Origin of the sequence: Micromonospora haikouensis (assembly GCF_000876225.1) — a bacterium.
GTDB classification, from domain to species: Bacteria; Actinomycetota; Actinomycetes; order Mycobacteriales; family Micromonosporaceae; genus Micromonospora; species Micromonospora haikouensis.
The window spans coordinates 2830131-2842435 of sequence record NZ_JXSX01000001.1 but is presented as its reverse complement, the minus strand read 5'-3'; the positions used below and the strand labels follow the sequence as shown (position 1 = coordinate 2842435).

Below are 12305 nucleotides of genomic sequence, written 5' to 3'. Positions count from 1 at the left end.
CGGCGGACGTCGACACGACGGGCGGTGGCCGGCGTCGCGGTAGGAATTCCGCGCGGGCGCGCCGGACGAGTGGGGGCGCGCGGCCTGGGCTAGTGTAGTGCCCTGCTCGGTCCGTCCTCACTTTCCGCTACGGACGAAACGCGACGCGGAGGCACGTTACGCATGGTTCAGACCGTCACGCGGAAGGATGTCGTCACTTCCGGTGCCCCGGAGTCGACCGACGTTCCCGCTGCCCCGGCCGGCCCGCTGAAGCGATGGCTGTCGCTGGGCGTCCGCGTCGCCGTCGTCGTCGCCATCGCCGCCGGGATGGTCTGGAGCGTCGTCGACCAGTGGCCGCAGGTCCGGTCGACGTGGCTGGGCCTGGCCTGGCAGTCGGTGGTGCTGTCCGTCCTCGCGGCGCTCGCCGGAATGGTGGCCAACACGATGGCCTGGCGGGCCGCCGTGCGCGACCTGGAGCACCGGGTGTCCGTGCCCGCCGCCCTGCGCATCTGCCTGGTGGGTCAGCTCGGCAAGTACATCCCCGGCAGCGTGTGGGCGTACGTGCTCCAGGTCGAGCTGAGCCGGCGGGCCGGCCTGCCCCGGGCCCGCGCCTTCCTGGCCACCCTGGTCTCCCTGGGCCTCGGCGTGACGGCCGCGCTGGGCCTCGGCCTGCTGAGCCTGCCGGCGCTGCGCGACGCGGCCGGCGGGGGCGACTCCACCTACGCCGACTCGGTGCGGGTCGCGCTGTGGATCGTGGCGGTGCTGTTCCCGGTCGCGCTGGTCTGCGCGGTGCCGCGGGTGCTCACCGCGCTGGTGCAGCTCGCCCTGCGGGTGCTGCGCCGCCCGCCGCTGGAGCACCGCCTCACCTGGCCGGGTGTGTCGCGGGTGGTGGGCTGGAGCGCGCTGGGCTACGCCCTGTTCGGCGTGCACCTGTGGCTGCTGGCCAACGCCCAGGCCACCCCCGGCATGGAGGGGCTGCTGCGCAGCGTCGGGTCGTTCGCCATCGCGATGACCGTCGGCATGTTCGCCTTCCTCTCCCCCTCCGGGCTGGGCGTACGGGAGGCCGTGCTGGTCGCCGCGCTGGCCCCGTTCCTGGAGGGCAACGGCGGCGTCGGCGCGGCGATGGGCATCGCGCTGGCGTCCCGGCTCATCTTCACCATCGCCGACGTGCTCGCCGCCGGCCTGGCCGCCCTGTCCGGGGTGCGCCAGCTCCGCCGGGCGGCCCCGGCCGAGGCGGCCACCACCTCCGCCGGGTAGGACGCCCGGAGGCAGGGGTCAGCGGGTGACGACGCTGGTGATCCGGGTGAACTCGCGCATCAGGTCGTACCCGTCCCAGGTCGCGGCGAAGCTCAGCGCGTCGCCGACCGGCACGATCCGGTCCACCCCGCGCCCGCCCAGCGCGCGGGCGAAGGCGACCAGCTCGTCGGCGGCGAAGCCGAAGTGGGTGACGGTCTGGTCGCGGCGCACCACCACCGGCGCGAGGTCGGCGAGGCTGTCGAGGCGGGCCTGCGGGAACGTGCCGACGCCGAGCCAGCGGCGCGGGATGTCGCCCGGCCCGGCCAGCTCCACCGTCGCCAGGTCGTTGCCGTCGAAGTGGATGGCCGTCGCCACCCCCTCCACGGCCAGGCCGTAGGTGGCGACCCGCTTCTCCACCGCCATCGCGGCGTCCACCTCGGGCCGCTTGCCGTCGAGCACCGTACGCAGCCGGGCCAGCAGGTCCGCGCGGGCGGCTTCGGTGGTGGCCGGGTCGCCGACCCAGTAGACGGTGCGGGGCGAGGCGCAGGCGGCCTGGTCGAACCAGTACGAGTCGTTGTAGAGGCCGAGGGCGGCGGCGTCGCGCTCGGCCTCGGCGGCGGCGAGCCAGCCGGCCGCCCCGATCACCGTGAACGACGACCGGTCCGGGAAGGTCAGGTCCCGGGCGTGCGGGGCGAGCGGGTGCCGGCGGATCTCGCCGACGGACCGGTCGCCGCCCCAGATCACCCGCAGGTCCGCGGCGGCCGACAGCGCGGCGGTCACCGCGTCGTCCCGCCCGTACGTGACCATCCGCTGGGTCTGCCGGACCACGTCGTCGGCGTCTGCGAGGGTGTCGTCGAGCGCGTCGAGCACCGCGTCGGCGGCACCCGCCGACCGGGACGAGATCCGTACCACGTTGGCGTTGCCGGCGAGCGCGGACAGCGCCCACGAGTAGACGAAGATGGTGTCCACGTTGGCCGGCGGCACGTGGAAGACCAGCCCCCGGGGGAAGCGGAGTTGGCCGGGCTCGTCCGCGACCCGGGCGAGGGTCTTGGCGATCTCGCCCCGGCGCAGGAAGAAGCCGAGGGAGGCCAGCTCCGGGTGCCGGCGGGCCACCGCCGGGCGCAGCAGCCGCCGGGCGAACGCCACCAGGAACTCGACGATCCGGTCGTCGCCGACGGTCAGCGGGCCGCCGGCCGGCACCGCGCGCAGCGCGCCGACCAGGTCGTCGACGGCGGTCGCGCCGCCGGCCGGGAACCGCTCGACGACCTTGCCGCTCATGCCCGCCCCTCGCTGCGCCCGCCCATGCCGCTGCCTCCGTGCCCGCTCATGCCGCCGCCTCCGCGAACGTGTCGCTGCACCCACGCGCCTCGGCGCGGGGTAGCCGGCCCAGGATGGAGAACCGCTTGCCCGGCCAGGCCCCGTCGTCGACGCCGTGCACGACGCCCCGGTCCTCGGTGAGCAGCAGGTGCCCCGGGTACGACCGGGGCATCGTGCTGACCACCTGCACCACCCCGGGGGTGCCGACCGGCACCTCCGCCCAGGTGTGCGGGTCGCGGACGATGACGTCGGCGAACTCGGGGCAGTAGAGGCCGCCGCCGTCCGGCCCCTCCAGGAACGTCGTGCCGATCTGCTCGACCATCCCGTAGAAGTTGTGGATGCGCCGCAGGCCCGTGTCGGCGGTGAAGCGGCGGCGGAACTCCGCGTTGTCGACCGCCCGGTCGACCAGCTTCTTCCAGCCGCCGCTGTGGATCAGGATGCCGTTGCTCAGGTCGAACCGGTGCTCGCGGGCCAGCTCGTAGAGGTAGAGCCAGGTCATGAACGTGAAGCCGAAGATGAGGAACGGCTGGTCGCCGTGGCGGCCGAGGAAGTCGCGCACCGCGTCGGGGTCGGGCCGCTCCTGCTCGTCGAGGACGAAGGTGTGGTCGCGGCCGAAGTTCATCAGGCCCAGCACCCCGGCGCCCCGGGCGGAGAACGACGTGCGGTTCTTGAACAGGGCCTTCGTGTCGACCAGCAGCATCGGCAGCCGCTTCGTGCCGATCACCGCGCTCAGCGTGGCCGACAGCATCTTCTGCTGCACGCCCGCCGCCTCCCTGTCCAGGTAGATCCGGCTGACGTCGCCGGTGGTGCCGGAGGAGGTGAGGACCTTGAAGACCTCGTCGTCGCCGATGCTCTTGAGGACGTGGTGCTTGAACAGCCGCACCGGCAGCCAGGGCAGGTCGGCGACGCGGTCGTAGCGGCGGCCGGGCAGGTGGCCGAGGGAGGCGAGCAGGCGGGCGTACTCGGGGCTGTGGGCCCGGTGGTGCTCGGTCAACTCGACCAGCTCCGGCAGGAGCCGGGCCTCGCGGGCCGCCTGGGCGAGGGCGAACAGGGTCATACCAGCGCCTCCAGGGAGCGGTAATCGATCTTGCCGTTGGGCAGCTGCGGCAACCGCTCGACGGTACGCACGTCGAAGCCGGACCGGTGCAGCCGCAGCCGCTCCGCCAGCCGCCCCGCGAGGGCCCGCGCGCCGTCGTCGGTGCCGCCCTCGACGAAGACGACGACCCGGTCCGGGCCGGACACGGCGACGACGGGCCCCTGGTCGCGGGCCAGCTCCTCGATGTCGTGCAGGTTGACCCGGATGCCGAAGACCTTGCCGAACCGCTTGAGCCGGCCGCGCAGCCAGACGAACCCGTCGGCGTCGAGGCAGCCCAGGTCACCGGTGCGCAGCACCCCGCCCTGCTCGTCGCCGCGGGCCAGGTCGGCGGCGCTCTCCGCGTACCCCATCATGACGTTGGGGCCGCGGTAGACCAGCTCGCCGACCACGCCGGGACGGTCGGTCTCCGCGCCGTCGGGGCCGAGCACCGTGAACGAGCCGCCGGGCAGGGCCGGGCCGACCGAGCCGACCCGGTCGGGCAGCGCATCGGCCGGCAGGGTGCTCATCCGGGGCGCCGCCTCGGTGCAGCCCCACATGACGTGGAACCGGCCGCCCGTCTCGGCGATCCTGGCGTGGAAGGCGAGGATCGTCTCGTCGCGCAGCTTGCCGCCGGCCTGGGTGAGGGTGCGCAGCGTCGGGTACTTCGCGGGGCTCCACCGGATCCGGTGCAGCATCTCGTAGTTGTGCGGCACCCCGGCCAGCGACGTCGCGCCGTACATCGACACGGCCTGCCAGAACTCGCGGGCCAGCACGCCGCCGTCGACCACCAGGACGGTCGCGCCGGCGGCGAGGTGGCTGTTGAGCACGGACATGCCGAAGCTGTAGTAGAGCGGAAGGCTGGTCGGGGCGACCTCGTCCGGGCCGATGGCCAGCACCCGCGCGATGGCCGCCGCGTTGGACTCCACGGCGGCGCGGGAGAGCCGGACGAACTTCGGGTCCCCCGTCGAACCGGACGTGGCCAGCAGCACCGCGAGATCCGGGTGCGGCTGGTCGGCGCAGGCCCGCTCGCGGACCCACACCGGGCCGAGCACCTCGTCGTCGACCGCGCGGTAGTCCCCGGGCCGCTCGCCGGGGTCCGCGCCCGCGCCGCCCTCGGCGAGGCCCACCACCACGGCCGGGGAGAAGCGCCGGACGAAGTCGGCCAGCACCGCTGGGTCCAGCGCCGGGTCCAGCAGAGCCACCGGGCGCTGCGCGCGCAGCGCGCCCGCGTACCGCAGCACCGCGGGCACCGACGTGCCGCTGCGGGCGAAGACCACCCCGGGCGGAAACCCGGCGTACGCGGCGGCGTGCCGACCCACCTCGGCGGCGAGGCCCGCGCCGCCGAGGACGGCACCCGTGGCGGCGTCGATCAGCCGGGCGCTCGGGGCGACCAGGTTCACGGGACGAGCCCCCCGTCGACGCCGAGCACCTGACCCGTCACGTAACGGGCCGCGTCGCCGGCCAGGAACCGGATCACGTCGGCCACCTCGTCGGGGTCACCGAGCCGGCCGAGCGCGGCGGCTGCCGCCTGCCGGTCCAGCACCTCGGCGGGCAGCGACGCGGTGAGGTCGGTGCGGATGACCCCGGGCGCGACGGCGTTGACCCGGATGCCCCGGCCGCCCAGCTCCCGCGCGGCCGAACGGGCCAGCGCGGCCACGGCGGCCTTCGACGCCGCGTAGACGGACTGGCCGGCCGCCCCGTACGTGCCGACGACCGAGGCGAGCAGCACGATGGAGCCGCCCCGCCGCTCGGTGCCGTCGGCGCTGCGGCGCTTGCGGGCCATCGCCCGACCGGCGGCCTGCACGGCCGCGACCGCCCCGGCGACGTTGACGTCCAGGGTGCGGCGGACGTCGTCGGCGCGCAGCATGCCCAGCAGGCCGCTCTCCATGATCCCGGCGTTGGCGACCAGCACGTCCAGCCCGCCGTGCGCGGCGGTGACCTGCTTGACCGTGGCGCCGACGGCGTCGAAGTCGGCGACGTCGAGCCCCAGGCCGTGCCCGCCGAACTCCTTGGCCACCGCCTCGGCCCGGTCGGCGTCGCGGCCGGTGACGACGACCGTGGCCCCCGCCTGCGCGAGGGCGCGGGCGGTGGCGAGGCCGATGCCGCGGGTGCCGCCGGTGACCAGGGCCACCCGGGCGGTCAGCTCACTCATCGACGCTGAGGCCCCGCAGCATGTCGAGGGCGACCTTGAAGCTGCTCATGTCGATGACCTGTTCGGTGTCGAGCTGGACGTCGAACTCGTCCTCGATGGCGGCGACGAGGGTCATGTGGCCGAGGGAGTCCCACTGCTCGATACCCCGGTAGGTGAGGTTCTCGACGTCGGTGCCCTCGGGCAGTTCCAGGGCGTCGACGAAGACGCCGCGCAGGCGGTCGGTGAGGCTCATGATCGTGCTTTCTCCGTACGTGCTAAGGGGTGGTCACTGCGCGTCGCGGCGCCGCGCGGGCGCCCCCCAGACGGGGGCCTCCCCGCGCGCCTGCGCCTCGGCCCGCAGGGCGGCGTTCTCGGCGCGGACCCGCTCGGCCTCCGCCCTGAGGTAGTCCTCGTCGTAGCGTTGGAAGACCCGCGCGGGGTTGCCTGACACCAGACTGTAGGCCGGAACGTCTTTCGTGACGACAGACAGCGGGTTAACGGTGGCACAATCACCGATGGTGACACCCATCATGATCACGCTGTTGCCGCCGATGAAGCAGCCCTTGCCGATCCGCACGGGCTTGCGCTCGATCAGGTCGCTGCCGGGGTGATTCTCCAGCATCATGTTCGCCAGCCAGCTGGAGTGGGTGAACACCAGGCAGTTGAGCCCGATGCTGGTGTGGTCGCCGATCTCCAGGCCGCCGCTGGCGTCCAGGACGGTGTTCTCCCCGATCCAGCAGTGCTCGCCCATGACCAGGTTCTCCGGGCTGACGATCTTCGTCCGCTCCCGGATCCGGGTGGTCTCGGGCAGGCCGAGGTAACGGGCGCGCTCGACGTCGTTGAGCAGCCCGCCGACGAAGTCGTCGAGGATGCCGGTGCGCAGCCGGTTGCTGCGCTCGTCGGCGGAGAACACACTCATGCTCGTTCCTTCACCATCCGGTCGAACGCCGCCAGGTGCTGGCGGGTGACCACGTCCAGCGTGAAGTGGGAGTAGACCAGGTCGCGCTGGCGCTTGGCGATCCACTCCCGCTCCTGGGGGTCGTCAAACAGCCGGATCACGGCGTCCGCGAGGTCGGCCGGGTCGTCCGGCCGGGCCAGCACGAAGTTCTCCCAGTTGCGCAGGTGCACGGCCGGGAAGTTCGTCTCGGTCACCGTGCCGATCGTCGCCCGGCCGGCGGCCATCGCCTCGAGGCTGGCGGTGCCGAACCCGCCGCCCTGCAGGTCGTGGGCCACCACGTCGGCGGCGGCGAAGTAGGCCGGCACCTCGGCCGACGGGACGACCCCGGTGCTGATCACGGCGTGGGCGACGCCGAGCTCGGCGGCCCGCTTGGCGTACGCGTCGTAGTAGACCCGGCCGATGATCAGCACCCGCGTGTCGGGGTGCTTGGCCAGGATGGTCGGCAGCGCCTCGACCAGGGCGATCCGGTCGCGCAGCGGGATGACGTGCCCCAGCGAGACGATCAGCGGCGCGTCGCCGATGCCGTGCCGGGCGCGCACGTCCAGCTCCGGCGTGCCGTCGAAGCGGCTCGGCTCGACCGCCACCGGAATGTACTCGAAGTCGGCCGTGGTCGCGCCGTAACGCTGCGCGCAGTAGCGGGCGGCCAACTCGTCCATGATGACGTAGCGCGGGTGGAACCGGCGGATGAGCGGCCTGACGAGGAACCGGTCCAGCAGCCGGAACAGGGCCGCGTACTTCGGGTCGGGGCTCTCCAGGCGGGTGTGGATGGACAACAGCACCGGGGTCCGGTGCCGGCGCGCGTACTGACCGGAGATCCAGCTCAGGTCGAAGAACTGCCCGTGCTGGTGGATGACGTCGGGGGCGAACTCGGTCAGCAGCCGGGACACCCGACGCAGGTTGCCGGGGCGGGCCAGGGCGAAGGCCATGTCGAAGTCGATGGAGAGGCCGAGCTTCGGCATCGGCATCGCGGGCAGCCGGACCACCCGGTAGCCGTCCCGCTCCTCCTCGTCCGGCGCGCCCTGGTAGGCGGCCGTCAACACCAGCACCTCGTGGCCGGCGGCGGCGTAGCGTTCCGCCAGGGCCGCGGAGAGGTGGGAGCTTCCGCCGGGACGGGGCGGGAAGAAGTTGTTGACGACCGCGATCCGCACAGCGGGGACTCCTGTCGAGGTCGGTGTGAGGGCGGGGGCGGGGGCGGGGTGCGAGAGCCGGGGGGCTCACCGATGGATCGTACGGGCGGGCGGGGATGGGCGCCGGGAGCCGACGCCCACCCCGGCCGCGTCAGGCCACCTCGACCTTGATCAGGTCGGTCATCCCGTCCTCGACCGCGATGGTCGGCTCCCAGCCCAGCACCTCGCGGGCCCGGGTGATGTCCGCCGCACGGCGGCTGACCAGCACCTCGCGCGGGTTGAACTGCGGTTCCACGTCCACCCCGACGGCCTTGATGAGGATCTCGGCGAGCGTGGCCACCGAGGTGTCGATGCCGGTGCCGATGTTGACCGGCACGTTGCCCTGCTCGGCCTCCAGCGCGGCGACCACCGAGCGGGCGATGTCGTGGACGTGGATGAAGTCCATCGACTGCTCGCCCCGGCCGTCGATGATCGGCGGCTGGCCGGTCTTCAACCGCTTCACGAAGTGGTTGATGACGGAGGTGTAGTACGCGGTCGGCTTCTGGCCGGGGCCGTACACGTTGAAGAAGCGCAGGGCGATCCAGTTGAGGCCCTTGCTGCGCTGGTAGAAGGCGAGCAGGTCCTCGCCGGCCCGCTTGGAGATGCAGTACGGGGTGAGCGGGTCGAGCCGGTCGTCCTCGTGCATCGGCAGCTTCTTCGGATCGCCGTACACGGAGGCGGAGGAGGCGAACACGAGCCGCTTCACGCCGTGGTCGGCGGCGGCCGCGAAGACGTTGTGGTTGCCGACCATGTTGATGTCGATCGACTCGTACGGGTCGGCCTGGCTCTTGTTGATGGAGACCGCCGCGAGGTGGACGACGAGGTCGCAGCCCTTCATGGCCGCGTGCACCGCGCCGCCGTAGCGCACGTCCTGGTCGACGAGTTCGACGTCACCGGTGGCCGCCAGCTTGGCGACCTGGTCCCGGTCGCCGCGGAACATGTTGTCGAAGATGCGGACCCGGTAACCCTTGTCCAGCAGGAGCGGCACCACGTGCAGGCCGATGAAGCCCGCACCCCCGGTGATGAAGACGGTCTGCTTCGACATGTCGTGCGATGTCCTTCCTGAAGGAGATCAGCGGCCGGTGGCGGCGCTGGCGACGACGTCGACCAGAGTGGCGACGACGGTCTCGACCTGGGCGTCGGTGAGGTTGGCGTGCATCGGGATGGCCAGGTGCCGGGCGAACAGGTCCGCCGAGACCGGGCACGGCGCCGACTGGCCGTAGAGCGGCTGCACGTGCGAGGCGTACGTGCCGAAGGTGCACTGCACGCCGCGCCGGCGCAGCCCGAGGGCGACCGCGCCACGGTCGATCGAGGGATCGAGGGTCACCACGTACGACTGCCAGGGGTGCTCGCGGTCCGGCGCCTCGTGGGGGGTGGTGATCAGCTCGTGGTCCTTGAGCAGTTCGCCGTAGCGGGCGGCGGTGCGCCGCTTGGCGGCGAGCAGGTCCGGCAGCCGGTCGAGCTGGGCGAGCATGATCGCCGCCGCCACGTCGGAGAGCCGGTAGTTGTAGCCCAGCTCGGTGAAGGCCGGAATCGGCAGGTCGGACAGCTCGGCCCGGGTCAGCGCGCCCTCCACCCCGTACGTGTGCAGCTTGCGGGCGTGCGCGGCGAGGTCGTCGCGGTCGGTGACGTAGGCCCCGCCCTCGCCGGCGGTGATGCCCTTGCGGCCGTGGAAGCTGAAGGTGGCGACGTCGGCCAGGCTGCCGGCGGGGCGGCCCTTGTAGGTGGCGCCCGCCGCGCACGCGGCGTCCTCGACCAGGAACAGCCCGTGCCGGTCGGCGATGGCCCGCAGCTCGTCGTAGTCGGCCGGCTGGCCGAAGGCGTCGACGGCGATGATGCCGACGGTGCGGGGGGTGATGGCGGCCTCGACGGCGGCCGGGTCCACGGTCCAGATGTCGGGCCGCACGTCGGCGAAGACCGGCTTCGCGCCGGCCCACATCACGGCGTGGCCGGTGGCCGGGAAGGTGTAGTCGCCGACGACGACCTCGTCGCCGGGTCGGACCCCGAGGGTGAGCAGCGCGAGGTGCAGGGCGGAGCCGCAGTTGGCGGTGGTCAGGGCGTGTCGGGTGCCGGTGGCGGCGGCGAAGCGCTCCTCGAAGCGACGGCAGGTGGGACCGGCGCCGGCCAGCCAGCCGGAGGCAAAGACCTCGGCGATCGCCGCGAGCTCCGCTTCGCCGACGGTGGGCTGGCCGAGCGCGATGACGTCGTCTGACATGAGGCTCCCTAGAAGACGGACCCGGTGAGTGTAGGCACCCCCGGCCGGCAGCGACGAATCGGGCACGCCGGGCGCTGGTTACCATCGGTGGTCGCCTGGCGGAGGCGACGACCGGGCAGGGGAGAGCGAGATGACGAGGTTCGTGGTCGTCGGCGGCGGCATCGTCGGCCTGGCGGTCGCCCACCGGCTGGTGACCGACCGGCCGGGCGACTCCGTCACGGTGCTGGAGAAGGAGGCCGGCTGGGCGGCGCACCAGACCGGGCACAACTCCGGCGTGATCCACGCCGGGGTCTACTACAAGCCGGGCAGCCTCAAGGCCACCCTGTGCAAGGCCGGCAGCGCGTCGATGGTCGAGTTCTGCGCGGCGCACGGGCTGCCGTACGAGGTCTGCGGCAAGCTGATCGTCGCCACCGACGCGGCGGAGCTGCCCCGGCTGCGGGCGTTGCACGAGCGGGCCGAGGCCAACGGCCTGCCGGTGCGGCTGATCGGGGCGGCCGAGGCCGCCGAGCACGAGCCGCACGTGGCGGCCGTCGCCGCGCTGCACGTGGCCTCGACGGGCATCGTCGACTACGGCGCGGTCTGCCGGAAGCTGGCGGAGCTGCTCGCCGCCGCCGGGGCGGACCTGCGCACCCGCGCCGAGGTGACGGGGGTGACCGACCGGCCGGGGGGCGTGGTGGTCACCACCACGGCCGGCGAGGTGGTCGCGGACGTGCTGATCAACTGCGCGGGGCTGCACGCCGACCGGGTCGCCCGGCTGGCGGGGGTGCCGACGCCGGTGCGGATCGTGCCGTTCCGGGGCGAGTACTACGAGCTGACCCCGCAGCGGCGCGGCCTGGTGCGGGGGCTGATCTACCCGGTGCCGGACCCGCAGTTCCCGTTCCTCGGGGTGCACCTGACGAAGATGATCGACGGCAGCGTGCACGCCGGCCCGAACGCGGTGCTGGCCACCGCGCGGGAGGGCTACTCGTGGGGGCGGTTCAGCCCGCGCGACGTGTGGGACGAGCTGACGTACCGGGGGCTGTGGGCGCTGGGCCGGCGGCATTTCCGGTACGGGCTGACCGAGGTGGCCCGGTCGCTGTCGAAGGCGAGGTTCGCGGCGAGCCTGGCCCGGCTGGTGCCGGAGCTGACGCCGGCCGACATCGTCCGGGCCGGCGCGGGGGTACGCGCGCAGGCGATCCTGCCCGACGGCGGCCTGGTCGACGACTTCCTGATCGTCGAGGCGGACCGGCAGGTGCACGTGCTGAACGCACCCTCCCCCGCCGCGACCAGCTCGCTGGAGATCGCCCGGCACATCGTGTCCCGGCTACCGGTGGACACCGCCCGCTGAGGCGATCAGTCGGGCGGGCGCGGCGGGCCCGGACGGGGCGGCTCAGGCGGGGGCGGCGTCGCGCTGCCGGGGCACGGCGCCGGCCGCGCCGAGGCCGGTGGCGACGGCCTCCACCAGCGCGTCGAGGTACGCCTCGGTCGGCATCGTGCGGGTGATCGCCAGCCGCCAGTACAGCGGCCCGACGATCAGGTCCACGGCGGCGCCGGGGTCGGTGTCGGCGGCCAGTTCGCCACGGGCGACGGCGCGGGCGACGAGCGACCCGCCGACCTCCTGCTGCTGGGCCCGTAGCGCCGCCTGGAGGGTGGCGTCGATCTCGGGGTTGCGGGCGGCCTCGGCCAGCAGGTCGGGCACGATCTGCGCGGCCAGGGGGTGGCTCAGGGCGTGCGCGACCACCCGCAGCAGCAGGCCGAGGTCGCCGCGCAGGCTGCCGGTGTCCAGGCTCGGCAGCTTGCTGCCGGCGGCGGCGCCGACGACCTCGACGACCAGCTCCAGCTTGGAACTCCAGCGCCGGTAGATCGCGGTCTTGCTGACCCCGGCCCGGCGGGCGACGGCCTCGATGGAGAGCCGGCCGTAGCCGACGGCGGCCAGCTCCTGCATCAGCGCGCGGCGGATGGCCGTGGTGATCTCGCCCCGCAGCACCGCCGCGCCGGCCGGCGCGCGCCTCTTCTCGGTGGTCACGGCAGACTCTTCTCGCGCGTCACGGCAGACCCTCCTCGGCTGTCACGTGGGACAATGTACCGCAACGACGCTACGGTTGCGTCCCGACGTGGTTATGGACTACCTTCCACGCAGCGACGAGGCGGCGCTCCCACGCACCGGCCACCGGCGAACCCGTCGTCGCACCCACCCCGTTGGTACAACAGACGCACCCCGCTGGCACGACAAGATCGGAGCGCCCATC

General features: G+C 73.5%; 12 protein-coding genes. 2 read left to right on the top strand and 10 right to left on the bottom strand.

Annotated features, from left to right (window positions below; all coding sequences use genetic code 11):
* The first annotated feature begins 162 nt into the window (after window positions 1-162).
* A complete protein-coding gene (locus TK50_RS11775) occupies window positions 163-1236 on the top strand; it encodes a lysylphosphatidylglycerol synthase transmembrane domain-containing protein (protein ID WP_052503698.1) in 1074 nt (357 codons plus the stop codon).
* Window positions 1237-1254: 18 nt separating this feature from the next.
* Here the strand turns inward: TK50_RS11775 and TK50_RS11770 are convergent, their stop codons facing one another.
* From TK50_RS11770 to TK50_RS11730, 9 genes are all read right to left on the bottom strand, one after another.
* Window positions 1255-2493 carry an acyl-CoA reductase gene (locus TK50_RS11770; protein WP_043962780.1) on the bottom strand — a complete coding sequence of 413 codons (1239 nt, stop codon included), beginning with the start codon at window positions 2491-2493 and terminating at the stop codon, window positions 1255-1257.
* 46 nt (window positions 2494-2539) lie between these two features.
* Window positions 2540-3589, bottom strand: coding sequence for a LuxE/PaaK family acyltransferase (locus TK50_RS11765; RefSeq protein ID WP_043962779.1), 1050 nt, complete (start codon window positions 3587-3589; stop codon window positions 2540-2542).
* A complete protein-coding gene (locus TK50_RS11760) occupies window positions 3586-5007 on the bottom strand; it encodes an AMP-binding protein (protein ID WP_043962778.1) in 1422 nt (473 codons plus the stop codon). Before TK50_RS11760 ends, TK50_RS11765 begins: the two co-directional genes overlap by 4 nt.
* Entirely contained in the window at window positions 5004-5759 is a 756-nt protein-coding gene (locus TK50_RS11755) for an SDR family NAD(P)-dependent oxidoreductase (protein ID WP_043962777.1), read from the bottom strand. Before TK50_RS11755 ends, TK50_RS11760 begins: the two co-directional genes overlap by 4 nt.
* Window positions 5752-5991 carry an acyl carrier protein gene (locus tag TK50_RS11750; RefSeq protein ID WP_043962776.1) on the bottom strand — a complete coding sequence of 80 codons (240 nt, stop codon included), beginning with the start codon at window positions 5989-5991 and terminating at the stop codon, window positions 5752-5754. Before TK50_RS11750 ends, TK50_RS11755 begins: the two co-directional genes overlap by 8 nt.
* A 33-nt stretch (window positions 5992-6024) precedes the next feature.
* Window positions 6025-6657, bottom strand: a complete 633-nt coding sequence (locus TK50_RS11745) for an acyltransferase (protein ID WP_199486005.1) — start codon at window positions 6655-6657, stop codon at window positions 6025-6027.
* Window positions 6654-7844 carry a glycosyltransferase family 4 protein gene (locus tag TK50_RS11740; protein ID WP_043962774.1) on the bottom strand — a complete coding sequence of 397 codons (1191 nt, stop codon included), beginning with the start codon at window positions 7842-7844 and terminating at the stop codon, window positions 6654-6656. The genes TK50_RS11745 and TK50_RS11740 overlap by 4 nt, the downstream gene beginning before the upstream one ends.
* Window positions 7845-7974: 130 nt before the next feature.
* The gene (locus TK50_RS11735; protein ID WP_043962772.1) at window positions 7975-8907 is read right to left on the bottom strand and encodes an NAD-dependent epimerase/dehydratase family protein; all 933 of its coding nucleotides are present in this window, start codon (window positions 8905-8907) and stop codon (window positions 7975-7977) included.
* A 27-nt stretch (window positions 8908-8934) separates the two neighbouring features.
* Window positions 8935-10077: a DegT/DnrJ/EryC1/StrS family aminotransferase gene (locus TK50_RS11730; protein ID WP_043962771.1), complete on the bottom strand. Its 1143-nt coding sequence runs from the start codon at window positions 10075-10077 to the stop codon at window positions 8935-8937.
* A 130-nt stretch (window positions 10078-10207) separates the two neighbouring features.
* On the opposite strand from TK50_RS11730, the gene lhgO reads away from it, so the two are divergent.
* Entirely contained in the window at window positions 10208-11404 is a 1197-nt protein-coding gene (lhgO, locus tag TK50_RS11725; protein ID WP_043962770.1) for an L-2-hydroxyglutarate oxidase, read from the top strand.
* Window positions 11405-11446: 42 nt separating this feature from the next.
* Here lhgO and TK50_RS11720 read toward each other — a convergent pair whose 3' ends face one another.
* The gene (locus tag TK50_RS11720; protein WP_043962769.1) at window positions 11447-12082 is read right to left on the bottom strand and encodes a TetR/AcrR family transcriptional regulator; all 636 of its coding nucleotides are present in this window, start codon (window positions 12080-12082) and stop codon (window positions 11447-11449) included.
* Window positions 12083-12305 lie beyond the last annotated feature (223 nt).

Excerpts from the sequence above, each read along its gene's own strand:
- TK50_RS11775 (WP_052503698.1), top strand. The coding sequence starts at position 163 with ATGGTTCAGACCGTCACGCGGAAGGATGTCGTCACTTCCGGTGCCCCG.
- TK50_RS11770 (WP_043962780.1), bottom strand. The coding sequence starts at position 2,493 with ATGAGCGGCAAGGTCGTCGAGCGGTTCCCGGCCGGCGGCGCGACCGCC.
- TK50_RS11765 (WP_043962779.1), bottom strand. The coding sequence starts at position 3,589 with ATGACCCTGTTCGCCCTCGCCCAGGCGGCCCGCGAGGCCCGGCTCCTG.
- TK50_RS11755 (WP_043962777.1), bottom strand. The coding sequence starts at position 5,759 with ATGAGTGAGCTGACCGCCCGGGTGGCCCTGGTCACCGGCGGCACCCGC.
- TK50_RS11750 (WP_043962776.1), bottom strand. The coding sequence starts at position 5,991 with ATGAGCCTCACCGACCGCCTGCGCGGCGTCTTCGTCGACGCCCTGGAA.
- TK50_RS11745 (WP_199486005.1), bottom strand. The coding sequence starts at position 6,657 with ATGAGTGTGTTCTCCGCCGACGAGCGCAGCAACCGGCTGCGCACCGGC.
- TK50_RS11735 (WP_043962772.1), bottom strand. The coding sequence starts at position 8,907 with ATGTCGAAGCAGACCGTCTTCATCACCGGGGGTGCGGGCTTCATCGGC.
- TK50_RS11730 (WP_043962771.1), bottom strand. The coding sequence starts at position 10,077 with ATGTCAGACGACGTCATCGCGCTCGGCCAGCCCACCGTCGGCGAAGCG.
- lhgO (WP_043962770.1), top strand. The coding sequence starts at position 10,208 with ATGACGAGGTTCGTGGTCGTCGGCGGCGGCATCGTCGGCCTGGCGGTC.